This is a genomic window from Vreelandella arctica (assembly GCF_037070215.1).
Lineage (GTDB): Bacteria > Pseudomonadota > Gammaproteobacteria > Pseudomonadales > Halomonadaceae > Vreelandella > Vreelandella arctica.
In genome coordinates, this window is the sequence record NZ_JBANSN010000016.1 from 17,144 (window position 1) to 43,026 (window position 25,883).

The window sequence follows — 25,883 nt, forward strand, 5'->3', positions numbered from 1 at the left end:
ACGTCAGATTACAGCCAGCTTGAAAGCACCAGAATGACAAAACCAATATTATTTAAGTAGCCGCTCATACCTTGGAGGTATCATGGAACTACGCCACCTTAGGTACTTTTGCATTGTGGCTGAAGAGCTTAATTTTACCTCTGCTGCTGAGCGCTTACACATGTCTCAGCCTCCCCTTTCGCGCCAGATTAAGCAATTAGAGCAAGAAGTGGGTGCGGAGTTATTTGATCGAAGCTCTAGAGGCTTACGCCTCACCCCATCGGGTGTTTTTTTTCAGCAGCACGCTCTGCAGATATTAGAGAAAGTAGAAGTGACCATTGATGCGACAAGACACATGGCACGTAGCAAACGCGCCCTGTTCGGCATTGGCTTTGTGCCATCCGTATTTTACGGGCAGCTTCCTATGCTTGTTCGTGACTTACGCCGGATGGATAATGTGGAAATTTCACTAGCAGAACTTACGACGGTACAACAAATTCAGGCGCTTAAAGCTGGCCGCATTGATATGGGTTTTGGGCGTTTATGCATCGATGACCCAGACGTCGAACAGGAGATTCTCTTTGATGAACCGTTAATTGCAGCTCTATCCAGCGGGCATCCGTTAGCAGGCACGACTCCTAGTTGTGAAGAACTGGCTCGCTATCCACTAATACTCTTTCCCGCGAAACCACGGCCAAGCCTTGCGGATATGGTGTTAGGTATATTCCGACGCCAAGGCTTAAAGGTCGAAGTAGTACAAGAAGCAAACGAGGTTCAGACAGCACTTAGCTTAGTGGCCTCCGGTATCGGCATTACGCTGGTTCCAGAGCAGGTAAAACGCGTCCAACGTGATGGCATTTGTTATGTACCATTGGCAGACAAGACTATTACGTCACCTGTTATCTGCAGCCGTCGCCGCGGCGAAAAACCCTCTTCGCTAATGCTCGAAGCAAACGCTATTTTAGAGGTACTTGTCGAAAATCGCCGCTCTGGACGCTACCCCTGACGGGCCGAACGAAAACGACGGTGTAAGAGGTTGTAAGCAAGCGCCCCAACGACCACTCCCCAAAAAGCAGAGCCCAAACCTAAGAAACTAATTCCCGACGCCGTAGCGATAAAGGTAATCACTGAGGCCTCCAGATGATCTTTTTCGGCGGCAAACGCGCTGACATTGCTTGAAATAGCGCCAATTAGCGCTAAACCCGCCAGAACAGCAACAAATTCGCTGGGCAGCGAGGTAAAGAGCAGCACGATAGTGCCAGCAAAAGTGCCACCGATTAGGTAGAAGACGCCATTGGCCACTCCGGCCACGTAGCGTTTTTTGGGATCTTCGTGAGCTTCTTTGCTGGTGCAAATCGCTGCTGTAATAGCCGCAATCACCGTGGTGATACCACCGAAGAAGGCTGTCGCGAAAGAAGTCAGGCTGGTCAGTGTGACAATGGGCTTAGCCGCCGTGTTATAACCAGAACTGCGCATGATCGCCATGCCTGGTAGAAACTGGCCAGTGAGACTCACCAGTACCAGCGGGATGGCTAGGCTCAAGGTAGCATCCCATGTCCACACAGGACGGATAAACTGCGGCTCGGCAAGCTGTATTGAGACGCCCTCCAGGCTTGCGCCTTCTAAAACGACAGCCAAAACGACGCCAACTACCAACAAGAGCACCAAGCTGTATCGCGGCGTTAGCCGCTTAAATACTAGATAAGCGATAATCATACCAATCGCCAACGCTGGCACGCTCTCCAACGAGACAAAGATACCCACACCAAACTGGAACAGAATCCCCGCCATCATCGCGCTAGCAATACCGGGTGGAATCATCTGAATAATACGGTCAAAGGAGCCTGTAATACCGATCACGAAAATGATCATTGCTGCCGTTAAATAGGCGCCCACCGCTTCATTGAGTGATAACCCAGGGAACAGGGTCACTAGTAAAGCCGTCCCCGGGGCTGACCATGCGGTCACTACGGGTACCTTCAGCCAAAGGCTAAGTACAATACCCGAGACGGCTGCCCCCATAGAGATAGCCCATACCCAGGAGGTCATCATCGTGTCTGATATTTCAGCGCTCTGAGCCGCCTGGAAAAAGATAGCCAGCGGGCCAGAGTAAGAGATCAGCACGGCCACAAAGCCAGCAGTAATCGCCGGAATCGACCAGTCCTTATAAATGCGCATACAAAAGCCCTTGGTTATTAATGAAAACAATTGATATCGAAGTTAATTTCAAGCAGGTAACAGGCAACTGACTAATAAATAAAGTACCCACAGTAAAAAAGACCCGTACTGCAAAAGCAGTTACGGGCCAAGAGGATAACCATTATAAAATTGATAAAAATGGAAGCTTTAGCCGCTTTTCTTGGCAACTTCACGCGTAAAGATGAATTCAAAATCTTTGGTTTCAAAGATTGCCGAGACAACAACGCCCAACACTAATGCCCAGAACGTAGCGCCTATACCGAGAACCTGGATGCCGGACGCGGCGATCAGAAAAGCGAACAATGCTCCGATTTCATGCTTTTTACCGGAAAAGGCGATGGCCATGGATGAGGTGATCACGCGCATCAGTGCTAGCCCAGCGATAATGGCGATAAAGTAACGCGGCGTAGCTTCCAGCAGGCTTACGACATAACCGTAGAAAGGCGCGGCAACAACAAAGATAGCCCCGGCTATCACCGCTGCTACCCAGCGCTTGTCATGGTCCCCCGCCTCCGGCGAAGCACACACACCGGTCATCGGAGCCGCAATGCAGGTACTGTGTAGGTTGAAAAACGCCGACACCATGGTGCCTAACCCACCCACAGCGGTAATCGCGTTAGCAGGCGCATCTTTGTAGCCCATTCCTTTCACTAAGCCAACGCCTGCCGGTGTTTCCATACCGACCAGAATAATGGCGAGTGGTAGGCCATAGGTGAGGAAAGCCCCAAAGGTAAATTCAGGCATGATGAATTCAGGAAAGCGTATGGTTGCTTCAATGCCTGATAGGTCAACGCCGGTTGCTATCAGATAAAGAATTCCCGCCAACATTGCCACAATAAGTGGCGGAACCTTACGAAACAGCCGTGCGGAAATGAAGAAAGCCAGTATCATGATGGAGGCTGGCACAATAGCACTCTCCAGCGGTTTCACCATGTTGAGACCAAAACTGAGCAACATACCGCCCACCATACCCATGACAATCGGCATGGGTATTAAACGCATGACGATACCCATCACCCCGGTCACACCAGCAACCAGTGTTATAGCCCCCGCAATTAGGCTAGCCCCTAACGCAGCTTCCAAGCCTATGACAGGAATGACCGCTGCAAACATTAACGCCCCGGGGATGGAGTTAGCCATTGGCAGTGGCAAGCGATAATAAGCTGGCATGAAAAGCCCAAACAGACCATTGATCATCAGATAACTGATCACCCATATCATAATAAAGGAGGAGTCGAGGCCGGCAGATGTGCCGACGCTAATGTGAACGACCCCAACGCTGAGTCCTAAGATTCCCGCGACCAAGCCCGTACTGGCATTGTCGGCATTGAGGTCACGCAGAAAATCGCGGGGCGCATGCCTTAGGCTTACGCCTTTCTCAATATGTTTCACGGCATTCTCCAGGGGAATTATTGTGCTTAGAGTTATAAGAAAATTATTTCGTTATAGTTATTTGTCTCTAGCCAAACAGCCTGCTGTTAGCCGAGATCGCCACCTGCTACGGGCAGTACGCTACCGGTGATATAACTGGCCTCGTCAGACGCCAGGAACAAAATAGGCGAGACCATTTCATCTAGCGTGCCATAGCGACTCATCAAGCAACTCTGCTTGGTTTGGTCGATATGCGCCTGAAACCACGCCTTTTCTGTCTCGTTACTCGGCGTCGGCGTGCCTCGCGAAATACGCCTTGGCGGTGCCTCGGTGCCACCGGGAGCCGTGGCAACAACGCGGATACCATACTCGGCGTACTCAAACGCCAATGACGCGGTCAACGCATTGATGCCGCCCTTCGCTGCCGAGTAAGGAATACGGTGAATACCCCGCGTCGCCGCTGAAGAAACATTAACAATGACACCACCGCCCTGATCGACCATGGTCGGCAGCGCTGCTCGGCAGCACCATAATGTGGGCATCAACGAGCGATTGATCTCTGCCACAATTTGCGATTCGGTAAATTCAGTAAACGGCTTAAAGTTAATCGCGCCGCCGACGTTGTTAACCAAAACATCGATACGATCAAAGTGAGCGAGCGTTGCCTGCATCACTTTTTCAGCGCCTTCCCATGTCTCTAGGTCGGCTTGCACCGCGATAACTTCGCTCCCCTGTTTGCTGATCTCTGCCACAACCTCATGAATTTCATCAGCGCGGTCCACTAGCACCAGGCGCGCACCTTCAGCGGATGCACGCTCAGCAACCCGATGCCCAATCCCTTGAGCAGCACCGGTGACCACCATTACCCGGTCTTGAAAACGGGGGCCGTCAAAACATTGATAGCTCATGCGCTCTCTCCCACTTGGTTCGGGGTGAACTTCTCATAGTGGAAGCTCTGCGGCTCAATGCCTTCAGCGTCGAAATACTTCAGCACGGCATCCACCATGGGGGGCGGGCCACACAGGTAAACGTCGATATCACCGTCGTGCATTACCTCGGCGTCCATGTGATGCGTTACATAACCTTTCCGCGAATGATCGCTTGCCTCATCGACCACGACGGTGGCGTAGGTGAAGCTAGGCAACTTTTCGGCGAAGGCATCTAATGCGTCGGTTTTGACAAGGTGATCATCTTTATTGACGCCGTAAATCATATGGATCGGTGCGTCACAGCCCTTCTCAACCAGTTGCGCCAACATAGACAAGAACGGAGCCAGACCCGTACCACCGGCCAACATCAGCACTGGACGCTTCACTTCTCGCAGATAGAAGCTGCCCAGCGGGCCGGTCAAGGTAAGCTTTTCGCCCACCGCCGCCCGCTCGGTTAGGTAGCCACTCATTACCCCATTGGTAATGTTGCGAATTAGGAAGGTAGCGCGCTTATCGCCTGGCAGTGAGCTGAAGGAGTAAGAGCGATGCACCTCAGTGCCGGGCACATCAATATGGATATATTGTCCCGGTAAAAAGGCAAGGCCCTCTTCATCATCCAGTTCAACCGCTAGCTCAATGCTATCCTCAGAAAGCTGCTCCACTGCAGCTACCGTGCCCTCAACCTTCCCTACCTGTGTTTTACACAGCGTGGACGCCACGGACACTTGGATAACACAGTCCGACGAAGGCACCATCTGGCAGGTAAGCACTTGGCCTTCAGCGGCTTCCTCATCGGAAAGCGCATCCTCCAGGTACTCATCACCCATATCGAACTCGCCCTGTTCGCAGTGTCCTTTGCAGGTGCCACATACACCGTCAGAGCAGTCCATGGGTAGGTTAACTTTCTGCCGGTAAGCGGCGTCGAGAACGGTCTCCCCTTCTTTACAGCCGATAAACCGGGTCACGCCGTCCTCGAAGTTGAGGGCAATGGTATAGCTCATGGTTACTCTCCTCTCGCATCAAGTCACACGTGGTACACGTCGATGACCTGATGGATATAGTCGTTATTCAACTGCACGACTTTTCTTGTGATTAATGGGGTCTCACCCGATACGTCCAGGGTGTAAAAGCACGTGCCAAAGAAGCTGTCGGTCTTCTTGTAGCGGTGGTTGAGCGTGTGCCAGTTAAAGCGCAGTTCCAACGTGTCGCCGTCTTGGGACAGGATCTCCAGGTTGGTCACCTGGTGAGTGGTGCGCGGTTCCGGCGTGCTCGCCCCGCTGCGTTCGGTCTTGATCCGATAAACGCGGTCTTCTAGCCCTTCGCGGTTGGGGTAGTAGATCAGCGAGATCTCACTGTGCGGATCCCGGGTGAGCTGGTCGTCGTCGTCCCAGGCGGGCATCCAGAACTCTGCGTCTTTGCGATACAGCGCAAGCCATTCATCCCACTCGCGGTCATCAAGCAGGCGACCTTCGCGGTACAAAAATGCTTGGATGTCGTGATAACTAATGCTCATGGCACTTCTCTCCTCTTGTCAGGCGCGGGTCGCTTAGGCGGACGCGGTGGCGATAAACTGGCTGCGTTCTTTGTCGATGGCGCGCAGCATTTCGTCGACCCAATGCTTGTGGTGCAGCACGTAGAGGCCTTCATCTTCCGGCGAGGCGCCGCTGAGCAGGGGTTTCATGTCGATTGCCTGGGCGTCTTCATCGGCGCCTTCGATCCACTGTTGGGCCCCGCGGGAGAGGTCGTTCCATTCGGCCTGCGCGCCGTTGTAGCCTTCTTGGCAGGCGCGGAACTCTTCGAGATCGTCGGGGGTGCCCATGCCGGAGACATTGAAGAAGTCTTCGTACTGGCGAATGCGTACTTCACGGTTTTCAGCGGACTCGCCTTTGGGGGCAAAGCAATAAATCGTGACTTCGGTTTTGTCCACGGCAATCGGACGAATCACGCGGATTTGCGTGGAGAACTGATCCATCAGGTAGACGTTTGGGTAGAGGCACAGGTTGCGCGTTTGGTTAACGATAGAGTCGGCGCGGGCTTCACCCACCTGTTCTTGGATCCAGTCTTTGTTCTGGTAAACCGGGCGCACTTCGGGATTAAGCAAGCGGGTCCACAGCATCATGTGGCCGTGATCAAAGGAGTAGAAACCGCCTTTGCTCTTCGACCAGCCGTCGGCGTCCACCGCTTTGGTGCCGCCAGCGTCGTAGTTGCGACGCTCCATGGTGGAAGCGTAGTTCCAGTGCACGGAGCTGACGTGGTAGCCGTCGGCACCGTTTTCGGCCTGCAGTTTCCAGTTACCGGTGTAGGTATAGGAAGAAGTACCGCGCAGGATTTCCAGGCCTTCGGGGGCTTGGTCGACGATGTTGTCGATGATCTTGGTGGTTTCGCCGAGGTGCTGTTCGAGCGGTTGAACGTCGTCGCTCAAGCTGCCGAATAGGAAGCCTTTATAGTTCTCGAAGCGCGCTAGGCGCTTGAGGTTGTGGGAGCCGTCCTGTTTGAAGTTATCGGGATAGGCACCGTTCTTCTCATTTTTGGCTTTGAGCAGTTGGCCGTCATTTTTGAACGTCCAGCCATGGAACGGACAGGTAAAGGTGCCCTTGTTGCCACGCTTGCGACGGCACAAGGTCGCGCCACGGTGGGCGCAGGCATTAATCAGGCCGTGCAGCTCACCCTGCTTATCGCGGGTAATCACAATCGGCTGGCGGCCAACGGTGGTGGTGAAGTAGTCACCCGGTTCGGCAATTTGGCTCTCGTGGGCCAGGAACACCCAGTTGCCTTCGAAGATGTGCTTGAGCTCAAGCTCAAAAAAGGCGGGGTCGGTGAACATGCTGCGGTGGCAGCGGAAGATGCCGTTATCTGGCTCGTCTTGGACGGCACCGCGCACGCGGGCTTCGAGCTGATCAAGTGTCGTGGTCATGATCTCTCTCCTATGATGTCTAGTCGCTGTGAGGCATTAAACTTTGGCGGTACCGGCGAGCTGGCTGGCAAGGTCTTGTTCGTCTTCTTTGGCCCGCGGACGGGCGTGACGGACTTGCAACTCGGCGGCGTCGGTTTGAGCGAGTTCCACATCGAACACGACGTGAGAGAACGGGCCCTCCAGGTCGCGCTTAGCGATCTCGGCCGGGTCTTCGATTCGTTCGGCGGGCACCACCAGCTCTTCGCGGGTGGCGAAAGCAAAGTCGTCAAAGGTGTAGGGATCGCCCGCCAGATTGATCTGGGTGGTCAAGTGCTGGTGGCCCGGGGCGGAGACAAAGTAATGGATATGCGCCGGGCGCTCGCCGTGACGGCCTAGCGACTTGAGCACCACATCGGTCGGTGCACCTTCGGGTACGCCGTAACCGGAGGGGATAATACTGCGTGCGGTGTAGCGACCGTCGCTGTCCGCATAAATCGTGCGGCGCAGGTTGTACTCGGATTGCGAGGGATCAAAGAAGGAGTAGCCGCCTTTGGAGTTAGCGTGCCAGATCTCAACCTTGGCACCGGCAATCGGCGTGCCGTCGACATCACGCACCTGGCCCGTCAGCCACATGGTCTCACCGTCGTTATCTTGCCCGTCGTCCAGACGGGCAAAGCCGTCGGCTTCCGGGGCACCGGCCACGTAGAGCGGGCCTTCGATGGTACGCGGGGTACCGCCGATACGATGGGCTTCGGCATCGATGGCGTCTTGGCGCATATCAAGGAAGTGGTCAAAGCCGAGCCCTGGCGACAGCAGGCCAAACTGGGTCTGGCTGCCCAGCGCATTGAGCAGGTTGACACCGGCCCAGTACTCTTCTTCGGTGACATCGAAGTCGTCGATCAGCTTGAACAGATCGCCGACCAGGCGATGGACAATTTGCTTGGCGCGGTCGTTGCCGCCGGTTTGGTCGAAGCCAGCCACGGTTTTGATAAAGTCTTGGACTTCGGGGGTATCAAATATCTTCACGGTCATGGTGACATCCTCTTTTTATAGGGTGTTGTTTTGTTAATAAGAACTGGCGTGCTACATGCTTATTAGCTGTCGTCGTCACGCACCGAAGAAGGGTGGCGACAGAGTGGCTTGACGCTAATTTCCATATAAGGAAATAGCGGTAGGTTACTGACTAGCTCTTGCAGCTCGGTATTATCTTCAACGTCAAAAATGCTGACATTTGAGTAGCTGCCTGCCACTCGCCATAAGTGACGCCATTTGCCCTGACGCTGTAAGTCTTGCGAATACGCTTTTTCGGTCGACTTAATCTTCGCCGCTTGCTCTGCGGGCATATCGGGCGGCAACTTAACGGTCATCTCTACTTGAAACAGCATACGTTTCTCCTCTTAGAACGCGGGTGAACGCAAATAATGTCTTTACTTACACGGCGTTTATTTGCGCGCGTAGTGAGCCAGCTTCTCTTCGTCAAGCGTCATACCCAGCCCCGCGCCTTGCGGTAGTTCCACGCCGAACTCGGTGTAATTGAGGGGTTGAACGACAATGTCGTCCTTCAGCAGTAGTGGGCCGAACATCTCAGTGCCCCAGGCCATTTCCGGCAGGGTCGCCCAAGCATGCAATGAGGCAGCCGTGCCGATGGTGCCCTCAAGCAGCGTGCCGCCATATAGGCCAACCCCAGCCGCTTGCGCGACATGAGCCAGCTCCAGGACGCCATGAATACCACCGGATTTAGCGATCTTCAGTGCAAAGGCACCACTAAACCCGCCACCCACGAGATCTAGACCATCGCGGGCATCTTGAACGGCCTCGTCAGCCAGCATTGGCACGTTGAAACGGTTAGCTAAGCGAACTAAACCAGCATGTTCGCGTGCGGGAATGGGCTGCTCAATTAGCTCAATATCGGCATCCTGCAGCGCCTGAACCCCCCGCACTGCCGTGGATTCGTCCCAGGCCTGATTAACATCAACGCGAACACTGGCACGCTCACCCAGCGCTTCTTTTATCGCCGCTACATGACGTACGTCCTGATCAAGCGGATTAGCACCAATTTTCAATTTGAAGTCACAGTGGCGACGCTGCTCTAATCGCAGCAGTGCTTCGTCGATATCTTTAGCGGTGTCTCCGCTGGCCAGCGTCCAAAGCACGGGGAAGTGTTGTTGTTGAGCGCCGCCAAGAAGGTCAGCGATACTCAAGCCCAAGCGCTTGCCCTGGGCATCTAATAACGCGGTTTCTAGCGCTGACTTGGCGATCATATTGCCGCGGGCATGGCGGTTAAGCCGGGCGCGCAGCTGATGGACATTGTGAGAAGGCTGACCGATCAGTAGCGGTGCCAGGTAGGTATCAATGTTGCGTTTAATGCTCTCCGGACTTTCCGGGCCATAGGCCAAGCCACCAATGGTGGTACCTTCGCCGAGCCCTTCGATCCCGTCGGAATGGCGCATACGCACAATGACCATCGTTTGGCAGGCCATAGTGGTCATGGAAAGTTTATGAGGACGAATGGTCGGTAAATCGACCAGCAGCGTCTCAATGTGTTGGATGACGGTTGACATGGTGGCTCCGGCGTCTGGCAATCATTTAACTGAATGTCAGTCTGATAGGCGTTAGGAGACGCAACCAATATTGTTTAAGTGCCTTTTCATACCTAAAAGGTATTGCCAACCGGTTATTCGCGATGCTGCTTATTGCTCATCCTTCGCTTTTGTTTAAATTTAAACCTTGTATTAAAACTAATAACACCATGTTTTTTATAATCTTATAGCTCAAATAAGCCATTGAATTTATAGAAGCCAATAAAAAAGCGGTGCAGCTCACGCTGCACCGCTAATAGATAAATAAGCATAACCGCTTTAAACGTTGAGTCGAAAATGCTGTAACGCCTCCCCCCGCCATGCCACTCAGGACAGTCGCTTACCACAACTAACCCGGCGCCCGCACAAAATAAACAGACAAATGATGTTTGCGACAAAAGAATAATACTGGCCGCTTTCTGAGCAAATAGGAATATTGCGTCCCTCATTATTACTTGAATTCAGGACTGCCAGTTTAAAAGCATGCTCTCAGCCAAATATCTCCGCAGCCATTTGGATAAAATTATCGAGCACCGGCGATACATTACCCGCTCGCCACGCTAGCCACAGCGGCATATCACAGGCCGTTAACTCATCTAGCTCGATAAAATTGATGCCGGGCATGGGATGGCAGCGACTGGCAGCGGGCACAATCGCCACACCTAACCCTGCCGCCACCATACTCAGAATGGTGATGTTATCAGCGCCATACTGCACCACCCGGGGCTCGAAATTTAGGCGTGAAAAGTGCGCAACCACCCGGTCGTAATAGACCGGTGAAATGCTGCGGTACCCCCATACAAATTCAGCCTCGGCAAGCTCCGCTAGTTTTGTCGGCGGCGATTTAGCCCAAGTCGATGTGGCAGGCACGGCGAGTATCAGGTGATCGTGCTGCAATAGACGTGCCTCGATACCCGACGGGACATGATCATCGTGATAAATAATACCCACATCAAGACTGCCCTGTTGCAGCTTCTCTAACTGCGGCCCGGAAAGTAACGGAAAGACATCCAGCGCCACATTTGGATAGCAGCAACGGTAACCGCCCATGAGTTTGGCGACTTCGGTTACCCACAAATGCGTTACCGTTACGCCAAGGCCCAGCTTACCCGTTTGACCACTGCCCAGCGCCAGCAAGCGCGCTTTGATATTAGCACGCTTATCTAGCATCCGTGTGGCTTCGCTATAAAGCGCTTCACCCGCCACCGTCAGACGAACACCACGCGCGTGGCGATCAAGAAGCTGAGTACCTATGTCCTCTTCCAACAGCCGCATCTGCCGCGTCAGCGCTGGCTGCGCAACATGCACTTTGCGACTAGCGGCAGAAATCGAGCCGGTCTCCACAACGGCAATAAAATACTCTAGCTGACGAAACTCCATAGGCTGTTTATCACCTCACAAACGTTTGTGCATCCGCATTTCTAGGCACCTCCAATAACTACCAAACCCGATGAACATACCGCCATATCATACCCAGATGATATGGCTAGCATCTAAAATCTATATTTTTGGTATCCCAGTCCTTGTTTCATAGTGCAGAAACAACCCAAAAACAAGACTCGCCATGGCGAGCAGGAAACTCCTATGAACAAGACCTACCACCTTCTTACGGGGCTGCACTTTGCGGTGTGCACCCTGGCGATGATCTGGCCCGGCGCTCTGATCGCCAATCGTATCGAACCCACCGTGCTCGGACTTCCCTTTCTATTTTTCTGGTACATCCTGTGGATGCTGATTCTATTTATCGGCATGTGGGTAGCCTTTGTCGTTCGCCACGGAGGTGGACGCCATGAATGATTCGATCATTGTTGTCGGCATCACTCTGACCTATCTCGCCTTGGTTCTATGGGTGGGGCTTCGCGCTCGCGGTCAGGAAAACTCCAGCTTGGAAGGCTATGTCGCGGGCGGTCGTCACGTGGGCGTAGTGATCTTGTTCTTCATTCTTGGCGCTGAAATTTTCTCCGCCTTCGCATTCCTGGGTGCACCGGGATGGAGCTATCAGCACGGTGCGCCAGCCTTCTATATCCTCGCCTACCTATCACTGGTTCCCATCACCATCTGGGCCATGGGGCCGCGCGTAGCCAAGCTGGGTCGCGAGCGAGGCTACCTCACCCAAGGCGATATGATTGCCGATCACTACCAAAGCAAATCGCTGGGCATGTTGGCCGGCGTCATTGGCGTGTTAGCACTGGTGCCCTACCTCACCATCCAGATTGCCGGTGCCGGTCTGCTGTTTCAGGCGGCAACTGATGGGTTAATACCCTTCTGGCTGGGTGCGCTGCTGGCCTTCTTAGTGGTTGCCGCTTATGTCTTCTGCAGTGGCCTAAACGGCATCGGCTGGACCAACCTGATCCAGGGCATCATGATGATAGCCATCGCGTGGTTCCTGGGACTTAGTATCTCCGAACGCCTCTACGGCGGCGTGGGAGAGATGTTCGGTCAGATCCAAATGAAGATGCCCGAATACCTGACCATGCCCGGTGCCACCGGCATGAACTGGGGTTACTTCAGTACCGCGGTGCTGGTCAGCGCGTTCGGCGGCGCCATGTGGCCGCATTTGTTTATGAAGTTCTATTCGGCTGATAGCGGCAAAACACTGCGCAAAGTCAGCGTCTTTTATCCCCTCTACGCCTACCTGCTGGTGCCGCTGCTGTTTATTGGCTTTGCTGGCATCTTAGTGTTTGCGGATACCCCTTTAGAACGCTCCGATACGGTGCTGCTACGTATGGTGATGGACGTGGCCAACTTCTCGCCCTGGGTTATCGGCTTAATGCTTTCAGGGGCGCTGGCCGCCGCTATGTCGACCGGCGCCAACTTAGCTCATACCGCTGCGGTGGTATTAGTCCGCGATGTGGTCGGCCCCACCATGATGAAAGGCGCCAGCGAAAAGGCGGTCGTCAGCGCAACACGCTGGAGCGTTCTCGGTCTGTCGCTGATGGCGTACCTGTTTGCCCTAGCCAATCCGTCATCGCTGGTGCTACTCCTGCTCGGTGCTTATGGGTTAATTGTCCAGCTATTCCCTATGGTAATCGGCGCGCTGTTTATGCCGCAGCTGCGCCGCGCCAGCGTTATGGCGGGTGCTCTTTTCGGCAGCTTGGCCTACCTGTTGATGGAGTTCGCCTGGAGCTCACCTTTTGGTTGGCACGCTGGTGTATGGGCAATGCTGCTCAACGTCGTTGTTGTGTTGGCTTGGCAGTGGCTCGTCAAGCCCACTGTTACTGACCCCACACCTTCCCATTCTTAATAAGTGCCAGGAGAACAGCATGAGTAACCAGACCGGACGTTTAAATTTAAAGAGTGCCATCGCCACTCAGGTAGAGGCAGCATTCGACGATATTCAATCACTCTACCGTCAGTTGCACCGAACCCCCGAGCTGCCCTTTCAGGAACATAAGACCAGCGCACGGCTCGCCGACGCTTTGGAAAGTTTCGGCTATGAGGTGACCCGCAACGTTGGCGGTACGGGTGTTGTGGCATTGCTACGCAACGGCGAGGGCCCCACGGTCATGCTCCGCGGCGATATGGATGCCTTACCCATCAAGGAAGAGACGGGGCTAGATTTTGCCAGCTGTGAAACGGCTATCTCAGAAAATGGTAGCGAAGTGCCATTGATGCATGCCTGCGGACACGACCTACACAGCAGCTGCATTGTCGGCACCGCGGCCGTCATGGCAGGACTGAGAGAGCAATGGACCGGCACCTTGATGCTGATTTGTCAGCCCGCCGAGGAGATATTTGGGGGGGCAAAAGCAATGCTTGATGACGGTCTCTATACGCGCTTCCCGCGCCCAGACATTATTCTTGGCCAGCACAATATGCCCGCTCTTGCTGGTACCGTCGGACACCGCGCGGGTAGCGCTATGGCCGCTTGCACCAATTTGGCCGTTACCATACACGGTAACGGGGGCCACGGCTCCATGCCCGCCCAAACGGTGGACCCAGTGGTGATTGCCGCCCACGTGGTCACCCGCCTGCAGACCATCGTTGCTCGCGAGGTTCCGCCGGAGGAGACCGTGGTGGTCACCGTGGGTAAGCTTCACGCTGGCACCCAGGCCAACATTATTCCGCATTCTGCAGAGCTTGAGATAAATATCCGCAGCTTTGATAACGCTTTACACCGCAAGGTGGTTGAATCTATCGAGCGTATCATTCGCGCTGAGTGCGACGCTGGGCGAGCGCCCAAGCCACCAACATTTAATGTGCTCAATGAAACCATCGCCTTGGACAACAACACAATGGCGGTTGCACATATACGCCGTGCCCACGCTGAGCATTTCGGTGATGCCAACCTTTATGACATGCCACGGCTTAATGGCAGCGAGGATTTCCCGTTTTTCGGCAACGCTGAAGCAGGCGCTTTCGGCGGCGAGGATATTCCCTACGTCTATTGGTTTATTGGAGCGACTCCCGCCGAGCGATGGGCGGACACGCCAGGAACGAGCGTATCTCAGAAGATGCGCCACCTTGAAATGCCGCACTCACCTTACTACTTCCCGGGCAACGACGTGACACTGCGCACTGGCATACAAGCTATGGCAACAGGCGCTCTGGCATATCTAACCTAGCGCCGCCGCGGTTAAAAACTTTACTGGTAGGCTCTATCCCGCACCACTGGCAGCAGCAAACATCTTCACGCGCTTTTCAAACCAAGCATCTCACGTGTTTGCTGCCAGGTTGCCACAGGGCGCTGGTACTTTTCACATAAGTCTACGGTGCGCTCAACCAACGCTGCGTTAGAAGGTGCCAACGTATTACTGTCTAAGCGCACATTATCTTCAAGCCCAGTGCGGGTATGCCCGCCTGCCGCAATCGACCACTCATTAAGCAGGTATTGATTGGCACCAATGCCTGCGCCACACCACTGTGCATCTGGCGCTAGCCGCTTGAGCGTCTCGATATAGAAATCAAAGGTTGGCTTATCCGCGGGCATCGAATTCTTTACGCCCATGACAAACTGGACATAGAGCGGCGTCTTTAGCTTGCCTTGCTTGGAAAGGTTCACTGCTTGGTGGATATGCGACAGATCAAACGCTTCGATCTCAGGCTTAACGCCGTACGTCAGCATCTCATCAGCAAGCCACTCCACCAACTGCGGCGGATTCTCGTAAACACGATTAGGGAAATTGTTGGACCCCACCGAGAGGCTGGCCATATCAGGCTTGAGCGGCAGCATGCCGCCACGTGCCTCTCCGGCGCCAGAGCGCCCGCCGGTTGAGAGCTGAATGATCATGCCAGGGCAATGCTTCTTGAGCCCTTCCATCAAACGACCAAACTTCTCCGGATCCGATGTAGGCGTTTGATCATCGTTGCGCACGTGGCAGTGAGCGATAGTCGCTCCGGCTTCAAATGCCGCCTGGGTACTTTCTATCTGCTCGTTGACCGTAATCGGCACAGCAGGATTGTTCTCTTTGCGGGGTAAGCTGCCAGTAATGGCGACGCAGATAATGCATGACTGAGACATAAACACCTCACTTTGTTCTTATTGCGAACATAAATTTGTATTGCGAACAAAATAGACTGGATATTTACTAGCGTCAAATCGAAATCACCGCCAATGATGTTGTTCGTCATATTTTAGAAAGAGACATCGAAAACCAGAGGAACAATGGTGTAGAGCGCGGCCATAATCACCAGCAAGCCAATAATGTTGAGCCAGATACCTGCCCGAATCATGCTTTTGATGGGAAGATCCCCTGTTGCGAAAGCCACCGCGTTGGAAGGTGTTGCGACTGGCAACATAAAGGCGCAGCTCACGGCAAAGGTAACCACGATGGTCATCAGGAAGGGCTCAATGCCCAGCCCAACGGCGATAGATCCCATGATGGGAAAGAAGGCAGCTGCCGTCGCCGTATTGCTGGTTAGCTCGGTCAATAGGATGATCACGATAGCGGTTATGGCTAGAATCAAAATTGGCGGCAGTCCCGACAATTCCGAGACGCTCTCGCCAACCCAGGTGCTTAAACCGGTGGCGGTGAATTGGGCTGAAAGTGTTAGGCCACCACCGAATAGAATCAGTACTCCCCAAGGCACGTCCCGCGTAGCCGACCACTCCAGCAATGCCCCTTTTCCTTTAGAAGCAGGAATTACAAACATTAGAATTGCCGCGAGAATCGCCACACTGGTGTCGTTTATATTGGAGAGCCAAGGCAGTGCACCCTGCACTAGGGGAATTCGCGCGATTAATGGCAAAAATACCCAGCAGAACACTGCACCGGCAAAGACCATCAATACACGCGACTCTTCAGACGATAGACGGCCCATCCCTTTGAGCTCTGTCTCAATCATCGCCCGCCCTCCCTGAATATTCTCAACTTCCGAGCGGAACACCAGCTTGTTAAGAACTAGCCATGCCAGTATCAACATAGTGAAGGAGAACGGCACACCCACTAACATCCAGTGGCCAAACCCGATGCTAAGCCCGTGGGTGTCTTCCATGTAGGCACGCATCAACGCCATAGGCGGCTGGCCGATCAGCGTAGCCATGGAGCCGATGGTGATGGCATAGGCAATGCCCAGTAGCACAGCAGCAGAAAACTTGGGCGTGTCATCACCGTTTCCCAGTGACTTCACTAAGGCAATAATTGACCCACCGATTGGCACCATAATCACTGCGGTGGCTGTATTGCTAACCCACATAGTGATAAACCAGCTAGCGAACATCAGGCCGAAGACGATTTGAGCGGGCTTGGTGCCCACGGTAAGCACCGTCAGTAGCGCGAAGCGGCGATGTAAATTCCAGCGCTGCGTTGCTAAGCCCAGCAGTACGCCACCCAATACTAAAAAGACAATACTGTGGGCATAGGGCGAGGCGGTCTCGCCGACCGAGGCAATATCGAAAAAAGGGAACAGAACGAGCGGCAACAGAGATGTGGCAGGAATAGGGATCGCCTCAGTCATCCACCAAGTGGCCATCAGCAAAGCAATGCCCGCCACAAGACGAGCATTGAAGGCCAGTGTTTCAGGCAAAAGGGAAAAAACACCCAGGCCAATAAGGATACCCAATACAAGAGAAACCGTTTTAAAAGCCGAGACTTCCGAGTAGGACGCCCGTTCGACGGCCTCAATGGTTTGCGACATGATCGTTACCTGCATAGCAATATCAGTGCAGGTGAGTGTTACGTTTGGGCGGTTGCGCTACCAATACCTCTCGGGTTGATTTGCATACCTAATTGAGTAAATTGATATGAATACAAAAAGCGCTACATGAATAATTAAATCAGCCAGTTAATGATAAAAAAGCTATTATTTTGGTACCTAATTTATTCGTAACTGTCACAAGGAATAGGGGGTATCCAGCTTAATTACGACGTATAGTTTACGACTAATGGATGCTCTAGCACTGGCGCTTTTACCAGCTACATACGAGGATTACCTGCATGCGTGTAGATACTGCCATCTCCAGCCGCAAATCGGTTCGCCGTTTTCTCTACACCCCCTCAAGCGCGCAACGATTATGCACATATTGCAGATTGCTAGCCGCACGCCCAGCGGTAGCAATATCCAGCCGTGGAAAGTGCATGTGGTGGCGGGTACTGCTAAAGACTAGCTATGCCAACGGTTATTAGACGCCGTTGATCACAGCAAAAGCGATCCACCCGAGTATCACTACTACCCGCTGAACTGGTTTGAACCCTACCTGGCGCCGCCGTCGCTGTGGCTTTGGGCTGTATGCAACGCTTGGCATTAGCCGCGACGATAATATTCGTCTCGACGCCACCGCCCGGGCCGCCTTCATACTCAAGCAGCCGTTGGCTATTCTCATTAAATACCAGCCCTTATACATTATGATGCCCAAAGCTGTAGATATTTTAATAAAGTCAACTTCACGCATACGGCATAACCATAGACTTGAAGCCAGAGGGGTTCCCCATTCAGGCGCAATCTTCGGTGATTCATGTTGTAATGCGATATGGTATTTAGGGGATTATAAGCGATGGAGAGGCAACTCTAGCGCTGGCAATACTGAGTTTGAAAGCTCCCATCAACCGAGTGAGCCGGGTTGCCTCTTTTGAAGGGAGGCTGTAGAGCGCTTGTCTAAGAAATGAGGATGACGTTCTGTTGTGTAGTGGTACCTACCTGCTGTATACCCACCTCTTTCTCGCCCATGGACGGCTGCTTTTTTTATGATTCAATTTATCGTCGGAACTCAATCATCTGAATTTATATACACTATGCAGCACATTATTGTGCTGCATATTGATTATAAAGGTCGGATTAACCTTTTAAACTTTTAAACTTATTAACACCTTCGCTTTAGAGGCGTTTTCTCGTTCTGCATAGAGCGATAGCTCATCTGTTACTTGAGCGCCCAGCGCTTCTTCAAAGGCATCGCGATTAGCATTCCCGGCATAAGTTTCGCTCTCCGAGCCGCCCAGGTTCGACTGGAAAATACCCGCCGCACTGACTGGTAAAAAGTCTTCATAAGTAATCGGCTGTGCTTCCACTAGGCCCTGTGCGATTAACGCATTAATATCGGCACTACCATCACCTTTAGCGACCTGCCCTTTCTCAGTCAGATGATAGTGAAAATACGCTAACGCCTCACAGCGCATTGCCTCGTCGTTATCAGGAAACTTGGCAAATACGTTTTTCATAACCGTTTGGTGGGCGTCGTTATCCAGTCCTGCAGTTTGCTTGCGACCTTCATTAAGCAACTGGTCGTAAAGCGCACGACCTTTAGGCGTTAGCGCTACACCACGCTGCTCAATTTCACCAAAACGAGCGGTGTGGGTGCCTTGCGCATCACCGGCAAAGCGAATTGATTCTTCTAATGCTTTAAAGCTGGTTTGGCGTAGCAAAATGGGGCACTCACGGCGCGGCGGCCCTTCAATGACGGCTTTTGGGTTCATGCCCATATCCGGCATACGGCGCTGCACTTCGTCGATATCCAATGTACGCGGCGTCAGGTGATTAATATGCGGACCGCGGAAACACACCACATCAGCAATCAAACGATGCTCGTCGTGTAACGCTTGATACGTATTCAGATCGACCGTCGCATCCTGGTGCCAACGGAAGGTTTCCAGGGCTTCGTTTACAAACTGGTCGGCTTCCTCGCTGGTCAATCCCCCCAGGGTTTCATGGCGTTCGATGAGCTCGCGCGCCCCCGGGGTAAAAATATCTCGCTTCGCCAAAATTTCTTCTGAACGCTGGCGCAGTGCATCACTTTCAATGAGCTCTAAACGCAGTAGCGAGGTAAACACCCGGAAAGGGTTCATCGCCAGGGCATCGTCATCAATGGGCCGGAAGGCCGTTGAGTGAACCGGCACCCCCGCTTCAGAAAGGTCGTAATAACCCACCGGATGCATCCCCATAACGGCAAACAGACGGCGCAGCATGGAAAGTTCCGCGGCGGTACCCACGCGAATGGCCCCGTGGCGTTCGACGCTCAAACGTGCCAGCTCCCCTTGAGCTTCCAGTCGGCGGTACAGTTCAGGCTGCTGGCTAAGGGTTTCCTGGTTAACGCTTTCTACCAGTTCAAGCAGCGTGCCGTACTGTGGCACTTCTGCTTGATACATGTCCGACATGGCCTTAGAGAAACGGCCGCGAACAGCGTCGGTTGAAAGGAACGATATTTGGGTCATTTCTAGGCTCTCTGTAGCATATTGTTAATGCGAAAGGAATTTGTAGTTTTCAAGTTTGCTAATAACGTTTGAAAAGGATGATGCAGACAAATATCCACAAAGCGCTTCACATGGTTGCTTAAGGTATAGCCTTACACGCGAGCTTGCCGATGTTGCCGTCGACTTCAGCCTATGAAGCTAGCCCCCTCAACACGGTTTTAGATTGCCCACATGGCAGATTTTGTGACCGAAGGTGCTACAGCAGCTAGTACTAACTAGATCAAGCTCATATTAAAATTAAAGGTGAAAAACGGCTGCTCCACACCTTCATTTTACGCTGCTGATCGATAATATCGGCGGTTGTGGAGTCCACGCGACCTTATTTCTTTCTGCCTGACCCTATTGCCAGCAAGCAGGTGATGTAAACCACGCCAATGATTAGCCCCATCACATCAATCGGCGGCGAGTACAGAAAGCAGCTTTTGTGCGAACAGCACAGGCGCCTCCACCGAAGGCACATGGCCCACGCCGTCAAAAATCTCTAGCGGTGCGCCATCAAGCTCTGCCGCCAAGGCTTCCAGCGTCGCGGGCGGCGTGGCCATATCTTCACTGCCCCCAAACAGCTGCACCCTGACCTTATGAAGGGTGCTCTTACCTGAGAGCTTTCCAGTGAATGTATCGCGGCCAAGCATTTCGCACAGCTGAGCGTAGGACTCATCATCGCCACGGCCCATTTGCACGCACCAGCCTGCCTTCAGCGCGGGGCTATCCTCAAATGCTTTTGGTGCAAACCAGCGCGGCACGATCTCTTCAGACATCGCCGCCAAGCCTTCCTGGCGCACGCGGCCTGCGCGGGTGTTCCATAGATCCGGGTTGCCGATCACTGCGCCAGTGTTGGTCAGCGTAGCGGAGAGCAGGCGGTCGCTATGCTCTGCAATCAACTGCTGGCCGACGACACCGCCAATGGACGTACCGGCAAAGTGAAAGCGCTCAGCGCCCGCCAGTTCTGCCAATGCCAGAGCCTCAGCGGCTAAATCAGCGGGCGTGATCTGCTCGCCGCTAACCGCCTGGCTAGCGCCGTGGCCGGGAAGATCCCAGGTCAGTACTCGATAGCGAGACAGAAGCAGGGGGATAACGTCGTCCCATACCGCCTGACTCATGCCCAGCGGATGGGCCAGCACGATAAGTGGGTTCACTTCCGCGCCGAGCAGCCGGTAGGCCACGCTGCGACCGTGGATGGTATGAAAAGCCATATCTGCCTCCATTAAACCCGTTCGATCAGCGTAGCGATACCCTGCCCTACGCCAACGCACATGGTACACAGTGCGTAGCGCTTACCGCTGTTGTGCAACTCATGAGCGGCGGTCAACAATAGGCGGGCACCGGACATGCCCAGCGGGTGCCCCAGGGCAATCGCGCCGCCGTTCGGATTGACGCGAGGGTCATCGTCGGCCAGCCCTAAATCGTGCATACAGGCCAGCGCCTGGGCGGCGAACGCTTCGTTAAACTCAAATACATCGATATCATCCATGGCGATACCAGTGCGCTTGAGTAGTTTCTGCACTGCCGGTACCGGCCCATAGCCCATGATGCGCGGCTCAACGCCAGCCGTGGCCATGCCGATGATTTTCGCCATTGGCTTCAGGCCGTGCTGTTTGACGGCTGATTCGCTGGCCACCAGCATGGCGGCTGCGCCGTCGTTGACACCAGAAGCATTGCCTGCGGTTACACTGCCGCCCTCACGGAAAGGCGTCGGTAGGCCAGCGAGCTTCTCAAGCGTGGTTTCCCGCAGGTGCTCGTCCTGGTCAAAAATCAGCGGCTCTTGCTTACGGCGCGGGATCTCGATGGCCGTGATCTCTTGGGCAAAACGCCCCGCTTTTTGAGCGGCAGCGGCTTTTTGCTGGGAGCGCAGGGCAAAAGCGTCCTGATCTTCCCGGGAGATATTGAACTGCTCGGCGACGTTTTCCGCCGTTTCCGGCATGGAATCAACCCCAAACGCTTTCTTCATCAGCGGGTTGACCAAGCGCCAACCGATGGTGGTGTCTTCGAGCTTCTGGCTGCGGGCGAAGGCGCTGTCGGCCTTGCCCATCACGTAGGGCGCGCGGGACATGGACTCCACGCCGCCGGCCAACGCGAGCTCCATCTCGCCGGCTTTAATGGCGCGAAAGGCCGTGCCGACGGCGTCCATACCCGAGCCACACAGGCGGTTCATGGTCGTGCCGGGCACCGAGGTAGGAATCCCCGCTAGCAATGACGACATGCGAGCGACGTTGCGGTTATCTTCACCGGCCTGGTTAGCGCAACCCATGAACACTTCTTCAATAGCGGCTGGGTCAAGGTCTGGCGCTTCGGCTAATACGGCTTTGAAAATCGACGCGGCGAAATCATCGGGGCGCACGCTGGCCAAAGTGCCGCCAAAGCGGCCTACGGCCGTGCGGCGAGGATGACAGAGATAGACGTTATTCATGCTCATAAAAACTCCTTATTCGCCCGCGTGGGCCCGTTCAGTGCGTGCTTTGAGCTCGCGTAAAATCGTCAGCTCTTTTTCGCTGGGCTCGGGCGTGCTCTCAAGCTGCTCGGCAAAGCGGATTTCCCAGCCGGTGGCGTCAATCACCTCGTTGTGGGTTACGCCGGGATGCAGCGATACCACCACTAGCTCTTTGGTCTCGGCATCAGGCTTCATGACACATAGATCGGTAATCACCCGGGTAGGGCCTTTGCCAATATTGGGCACGTTATCGCGGCCTTTACCGTCGCGGCCAAAACCGAGCGTGGTGACGAAGTCGACGTCTTTTACAAACGCCCGCTTGGAGTGCTTCAGGGTGATAAACACTTCACCGGCGTTGGTGGCGATTTCCGGCGCCCCGCCGCCGCCTGGAAGGCGCACCTTGGGCGCTTTGTAATCACCGATGAGCGTGGTATTCAGGTTAGCAAAGCGGTCGATTTGCGCGGTGCCTAAAAAGCCCACGTCCACTTTGCCGCCCTGCAGCCAGTAGCGGAACATTTCCGGAACTGCAACGGTGGTCAATGCTGATTCGCACAGTTCACCATCGCCAATGGAGAGCGGCAGAATATCGGGTTTGGTTTGCAGCGTGCCGGACTCATAAATCAGCACCACATCAGGGGCGTGCGTCAGCCGCGCCAGGTTGGCAGCTTCCGAGGGCAGGCCGATACCCACAAAACAGGTCATGCCGTTTTCCAGCGCCCGCGCCGCGGTGACCGACATCATTTCAGAAGAGGTATATTCAAGGCTCATTAGTTATTCTCCTCTTTACTGTAAACGTTCTCATCGAGCCACTGAGTAAAGGTATCGCGGTCGCGTGCGATGGCATCCCACTCTTTATAGAAACGGTTGCTGCGGCCGTAATAGCCGTGGGTGTAAGACGGCAGCGCGCCTTTCTCGGCCACCGCGACGGCGCTGATGGCCCAGCTGGGAATCACGCAGGCATTGGGGGTAGACCCTAGGTCATCAACAATCTCTTCCACTGTGACGATGCTGTGCTTGGCGGCGAGCACTGCTTCTTTCTGTACGCCGACAATGCCTTCTACCAGCACGTTGCCCTGGCGATCCGCCCGCTGGGCGTGAATGATCGAGACATCCGGTCGCACCGACGGCACGGCCGCTAGGCGCTCCCCAGTAAAAGGGCACTCAATGAATTTGATTTGATCGTTGACACTGGGCAGTTCGCTGCCGATGTAGCCACGAAAAACAGCCAGTGGTAACCCCGCAGCACCCGCTTCAAAGGCACAGGCCATAGCTGCGTGGCTATGCTCAAGAATCTCGATTTTGCGCGGCCAGCCTTTCTCAACTGCATCGCGCAGGCGGTGCAGCGAACCCACTCCAGGGTTACCGCCCCAGGAGAAAATCACCTTTTTAGCGCAGCCCGCGCCAATCATCTGGTCGTAGATGATATCGGGGGTCATGCGGATCAACGTCAGATCGCGCTTTTTCTGACGGATCACTTCGTGACCGGCGGCAAACGGAATCAGGTGGGTAAAGCCTTCCATGGTCACGGTGGCGCCGTCTTGGACGTAGCGCGCTACCGCGTCATGCAAGCTGAGAAACTCGGCCATAATGGGTGCCTCTTAGCGTATCGTTGTCTACTTATGGATAACTTGTTCGCGAAACGAACATAGATTCTCTATACGAACAACTTACTGTCGAATGCATACCGGGTCAAATTGCTGTTGAGCTAATATCTGCAAAGACGGGTCAATACATCAACTTATAGAAATCAAAAACCCATTAAATAACAATATGTTATTTATAAACACACCATGCACAGGCACACTTTGCCTGCGCTTTTCTACTACCAAGGTATATAAGGAAGGGGCACATGCAACAAGCATCAATAGCCCAAAAGCACAATTGTTCGGTATTCGAACATTATGCTAAATTAACACATGACCATGTATTCACTGGATGAGAGCACAATAATGGAAGACTTGCCCCAGGTAGAAACGCTTAAACCTGATGACCGTGACTTCGTAACAGCACTTGCTAGTGGCTTGGAAGTCATCATGGCCTTCGATGATTCCCATTCAAAAATGACGTTGAGCGAAGTCGCTGCACGCACGGGTATGAATCGAGCGAAAGCACGCCGATTCTTGCTAACGCTGAACGCATTAGGCTATGTGCGTAAACATCAGCGTTACTTTGAACTCGCCCCTAGAGTGCTTCAACTAGGATATGCATACCTTTCAGCAAATAATTACCGCAGCGTCATACAACAATATCTTGAAGATATTACAACTCAAAGTGGCGAGTCATCTTCACTTGGCGTGTTGGATGGAGACGATGTCATTTATGTGGCACGCTCTGCGGCACCACATCGCCTAATGGCGATTACTTTATCAGTAGGTACGCGCCTCCCAGCAGCGCATACATCTATGGGTCGCGTACTATTATCGCAATTAACTGAATCAGAGCTAAATGCCTATTTGGAACGCATTTCATTGAAGCGATATACCGATAAAACCATCAATGATAAAGAGGAGCTAAAGAGGTGCATTGTTGAGGTACGCCAACAAGGTTATTCGATAGTTGATCAAGAGTTAGACTCTGGTCTGCGATCAGTTGCCGTTCCTGTATTTGACATCCATGACAAGCTAATAGGCGCTATCAATATCAGCACCAACGCCGCACGCGTCGATATGGAAATGCTGTTAAATATTTATAAGCCCTTATTACAGGATAAAGCCCAACTTATCCGTCAAACGGTTAATACCTAGCGCTCATCAGACATTCATTAGCCATGCTGACTGCTACCCACTTATGTGGATCGTTAAAATTTTCGGTTTCTTAGTAGCTACCACACAATGCTCTGATCGATTTCACGGGTTGCACGCCAATCCAGCGCCAGCACTTAATCGGAAAGTAGAACTAGTGATCAAGGAGGCTTGACCACTAGCATCGGGTAATCAGTAACTGCTAAATTTTGCTTTCGATTTCCGGTAGGAGCTCGAACAGATCGCCTACTAGGCCGTAGTCGGCGACCTGGAAAATCGGCGCTTCGTCGTCCTTGTTGATCGCGACGATCACCTTAGAGTCCTTCATGCCCGCCAGGTGCTGGATGGCACCGGAGATGCCCACGGCGATATACAGATCCGGCGCGACGATTTTACCCGTTTGGCCGACCTGCATATCGTTGGGGACAAAGCCTGCGTCAACGGCCGCCCGCGAAGCCCCAATCGCCGCACCTAGCTTGTCGGCAATGCCGTCAAGCAGCTTGAAGTTATCACCGTTGCCCATGCCGCGGCCACCAGAGATGACCACCTTGGCGCCGCCAAGCTCCGGGCGGTCCGACTCGGCAAGCTCCTGCTTGACGAAACTGGACTGGGCGTTGTCAACCACGGTATCGACAGCTTCAATGGTGGCGCTGCCACCATCGCCCACAGCATCAAAGCCGGTAGTACGCACGGTGATGACTTTTAGCACGTCTTCGCTCTTGACGGTCGCAATGGCGTTGCCGGCGTAAATCGGGCGCTTGAAGGTGTCAGCGCTATCCACGGCAAGCACATCGGAAAGCTGGCTGACATCTTTCAAGGCCGCCAGACGCGGCAGCACGTTTTTGCCGGTGGTGGAGGCGCTAGCTAGCACGTGGGTGTAGCCATCGGCCAGTTCGACCAGCAGCGCGCCCATGGGCTCGGCCAGCTGGTGGGCGTAAACGGCGTTATCCGCGACACGTACCTTGCTTACGCCGTCGAGTTTGGCGGCTGCCTCGGCCGCGGCTTGAACGCCTTCACCGGCAACAAGAACGTCAATATCGCCGCCGATCTGTTGTGCGGCCGCAATCACGTAAGCCGTCGCACCGGCCAGCTGGCCTTCATTCAGGTCGGCAAGTACCAAAATGCTCATAAAATCAGCTCC

General features: G+C 53.8%; 24 protein-coding genes. 6 read left to right on the plus strand and 18 right to left on the minus strand.

The window, feature by feature from the left end; all coding sequences use genetic code 11:
• Positions 1–82 precede the first annotated feature (82 nt).
• Entirely contained in the window at positions 83–985 is a 903-nt protein-coding gene (locus V8L70_RS14490; protein ID WP_336269880.1) for a LysR family transcriptional regulator, read from the plus strand.
• On the opposite strand, the gene V8L70_RS14495 is transcribed toward V8L70_RS14490, so the two are convergent.
• The 10 genes from V8L70_RS14495 to V8L70_RS14540 all read right to left on the minus strand — a co-directional run bounded on the left by V8L70_RS14495 (position 976) and on the right by V8L70_RS14540 (position 11,330).
• Positions 976–2,187 carry a benzoate/H(+) symporter BenE family transporter gene (locus tag V8L70_RS14495; RefSeq protein WP_336269881.1) on the minus strand — a complete coding sequence of 404 codons (1,212 nt, stop codon included), beginning with the start codon at positions 2,185–2,187 and terminating at the stop codon, positions 976–978. The two genes, V8L70_RS14490 and V8L70_RS14495, sit on opposite strands and share 10 nt — an antisense overlap.
• A gap of 138 nt (positions 2,188–2,325) precedes the next feature.
• Positions 2,326–3,570 carry a benzoate/H(+) symporter BenE family transporter gene (locus tag V8L70_RS14500; RefSeq protein ID WP_336269883.1) on the minus strand — a complete coding sequence of 415 codons (1,245 nt, stop codon included), beginning with the start codon at positions 3,568–3,570 and terminating at the stop codon, positions 2,326–2,328.
• A gap of 86 nt (positions 3,571–3,656) precedes the next feature.
• Complete coding sequence (gene benD / locus V8L70_RS14505; RefSeq protein ID WP_336269884.1) at positions 3,657–4,457, minus strand: benzoate diol dehydrogenase BenD; 801 nt, start codon at positions 4,455–4,457, stop codon at positions 3,657–3,659.
• Positions 4,454–5,479: a benzoate 1,2-dioxygenase electron transfer component BenC gene (benC, locus tag V8L70_RS14510; RefSeq protein WP_336269885.1), complete on the minus strand. Its 1,026-nt coding sequence runs from the start codon at positions 5,477–5,479 to the stop codon at positions 4,454–4,456. Before benC ends, benD begins: the two co-directional genes overlap by 4 nt.
• A 23-nt stretch (positions 5,480–5,502) precedes the next feature.
• The gene (gene benB, locus V8L70_RS14515; protein WP_336269886.1) at positions 5,503–5,991 is read right to left on the minus strand and encodes a benzoate 1,2-dioxygenase small subunit; all 489 of its coding nucleotides are present in this window, start codon (positions 5,989–5,991) and stop codon (positions 5,503–5,505) included.
• Between the two features lie 33 nt (positions 5,992–6,024).
• Positions 6,025–7,392, minus strand: coding sequence for a Rieske 2Fe-2S domain-containing protein (locus V8L70_RS14520; protein WP_336269887.1), 1,368 nt, complete (start codon positions 7,390–7,392; stop codon positions 6,025–6,027).
• 36 nt (positions 7,393–7,428) lie between these two features.
• Entirely contained in the window at positions 7,429–8,403 is a 975-nt protein-coding gene (gene catA, locus V8L70_RS14525; RefSeq protein ID WP_336269888.1) for a catechol 1,2-dioxygenase, read from the minus strand.
• A gap of 62 nt (positions 8,404–8,465) precedes the next feature.
• Positions 8,466–8,756, minus strand: coding sequence for a muconolactone Delta-isomerase (gene catC, locus V8L70_RS14530; RefSeq protein WP_336269889.1), 291 nt, complete (start codon positions 8,754–8,756; stop codon positions 8,466–8,468).
• A 57-nt stretch (positions 8,757–8,813) separates the two neighbouring features.
• Positions 8,814–9,932 carry a muconate/chloromuconate family cycloisomerase gene (locus tag V8L70_RS14535; RefSeq protein WP_336269890.1) on the minus strand — a complete coding sequence of 373 codons (1,119 nt, stop codon included), beginning with the start codon at positions 9,930–9,932 and terminating at the stop codon, positions 8,814–8,816.
• Between the two features lie 507 nt (positions 9,933–10,439).
• Positions 10,440–11,330, minus strand: coding sequence for a LysR family transcriptional regulator (locus tag V8L70_RS14540; protein ID WP_336269892.1), 891 nt, complete (start codon positions 11,328–11,330; stop codon positions 10,440–10,442).
• A 204-nt stretch (positions 11,331–11,534) separates the two neighbouring features.
• On the opposite strand from V8L70_RS14540, the gene V8L70_RS14545 reads away from it, so the two are divergent.
• The 3 genes from V8L70_RS14545 to V8L70_RS14555 are packed head-to-tail and all read left to right on the plus strand — an operon-like array spanning position 11,535 to position 14,515.
• Positions 11,535–11,747 carry a hypothetical protein gene (locus V8L70_RS14545; protein ID WP_336269893.1) on the plus strand — a complete coding sequence of 71 codons (213 nt, stop codon included), beginning with the start codon at positions 11,535–11,537 and terminating at the stop codon, positions 11,745–11,747.
• The gene (locus V8L70_RS14550; protein WP_336269895.1) at positions 11,740–13,194 is read left to right on the plus strand and encodes a sodium:solute symporter family protein; all 1,455 of its coding nucleotides are present in this window, start codon (positions 11,740–11,742) and stop codon (positions 13,192–13,194) included. The genes V8L70_RS14545 and V8L70_RS14550 overlap by 8 nt, the downstream gene beginning before the upstream one ends.
• Before the next feature lie 19 nt (positions 13,195–13,213).
• Positions 13,214–14,515, plus strand: coding sequence for an amidohydrolase (locus V8L70_RS14555; RefSeq protein WP_336269896.1), 1,302 nt, complete (start codon positions 13,214–13,216; stop codon positions 14,513–14,515).
• Positions 14,516–14,580: 65 nt separating this feature from the next.
• On the opposite strand, the gene V8L70_RS14560 is transcribed toward V8L70_RS14555, so the two are convergent.
• A complete protein-coding gene (locus V8L70_RS14560; protein ID WP_336269897.1) occupies positions 14,581–15,411 on the minus strand; it encodes a 3-oxoadipate:acetyl-CoA acetyltransferase in 831 nt (276 codons plus the stop codon).
• A gap of 113 nt (positions 15,412–15,524) precedes the next feature.
• Positions 15,525–17,027, minus strand: a complete 1,503-nt coding sequence (locus V8L70_RS14565) for an SLC13 family permease (protein WP_336269898.1) — start codon at positions 17,025–17,027, stop codon at positions 15,525–15,527.
• Positions 17,028–17,274: 247 nt separating this feature from the next.
• On the opposite strand from V8L70_RS14565, the gene V8L70_RS22930 reads away from it, so the two are divergent.
• Positions 17,275–17,496, plus strand: a complete 222-nt coding sequence (locus tag V8L70_RS22930) for a nitroreductase family protein (protein WP_431313226.1) — start codon at positions 17,275–17,277, stop codon at positions 17,494–17,496.
• 676 nt (positions 17,497–18,172) lie between these two features.
• Here the strand turns inward: V8L70_RS22930 and hglS are convergent.
• The 5 genes from hglS to V8L70_RS14595 all read right to left on the minus strand — a co-directional run bounded on the left by hglS (position 18,173) and on the right by V8L70_RS14595 (position 23,587).
• Positions 18,173–19,534, minus strand: a complete 1,362-nt coding sequence (gene hglS / locus V8L70_RS14575) for a 2-oxoadipate dioxygenase/decarboxylase HglS (protein WP_336269900.1) — start codon at positions 19,532–19,534, stop codon at positions 18,173–18,175.
• A gap of 431 nt (positions 19,535–19,965) precedes the next feature.
• The gene (locus V8L70_RS14580; RefSeq protein WP_336269901.1) at positions 19,966–20,766 is read right to left on the minus strand and encodes an alpha/beta fold hydrolase; all 801 of its coding nucleotides are present in this window, start codon (positions 20,764–20,766) and stop codon (positions 19,966–19,968) included.
• Positions 20,767–20,777: 11 nt separating this feature from the next.
• A complete protein-coding gene (gene pcaF, locus V8L70_RS14585; RefSeq protein WP_336269958.1) occupies positions 20,778–21,980 on the minus strand; it encodes a 3-oxoadipyl-CoA thiolase in 1,203 nt (400 codons plus the stop codon).
• Between the two features lie 15 nt (positions 21,981–21,995).
• Positions 21,996–22,769 carry a CoA-transferase subunit beta gene (locus tag V8L70_RS14590; protein WP_336269902.1) on the minus strand — a complete coding sequence of 258 codons (774 nt, stop codon included), beginning with the start codon at positions 22,767–22,769 and terminating at the stop codon, positions 21,996–21,998.
• On the minus strand, positions 22,769–23,587 hold the full coding sequence (locus tag V8L70_RS14595) for a CoA transferase subunit A (RefSeq protein WP_336269903.1): 819 nt from the start codon (positions 23,585–23,587) through the stop codon (positions 22,769–22,771). The genes V8L70_RS14590 and V8L70_RS14595 overlap by 1 nt, the downstream gene beginning before the upstream one ends.
• Before the next feature lie 363 nt (positions 23,588–23,950).
• Here V8L70_RS14595 and V8L70_RS14600 point away from each other — a divergent pair, with 363 nt between their 5' ends.
• The gene (locus tag V8L70_RS14600; RefSeq protein ID WP_074211367.1) at positions 23,951–24,745 is read left to right on the plus strand and encodes an IclR family transcriptional regulator domain-containing protein; all 795 of its coding nucleotides are present in this window, start codon (positions 23,951–23,953) and stop codon (positions 24,743–24,745) included.
• A gap of 199 nt (positions 24,746–24,944) precedes the next feature.
• Here the strand turns inward: V8L70_RS14600 and V8L70_RS14605 are convergent, their stop codons facing one another.
• Positions 24,945–25,871, minus strand: a complete 927-nt coding sequence (locus V8L70_RS14605; RefSeq protein WP_336269904.1) for an electron transfer flavoprotein subunit alpha/FixB family protein — start codon at positions 25,869–25,871, stop codon at positions 24,945–24,947.
• Positions 25,872–25,883: the final 12 nt, after the last annotated feature.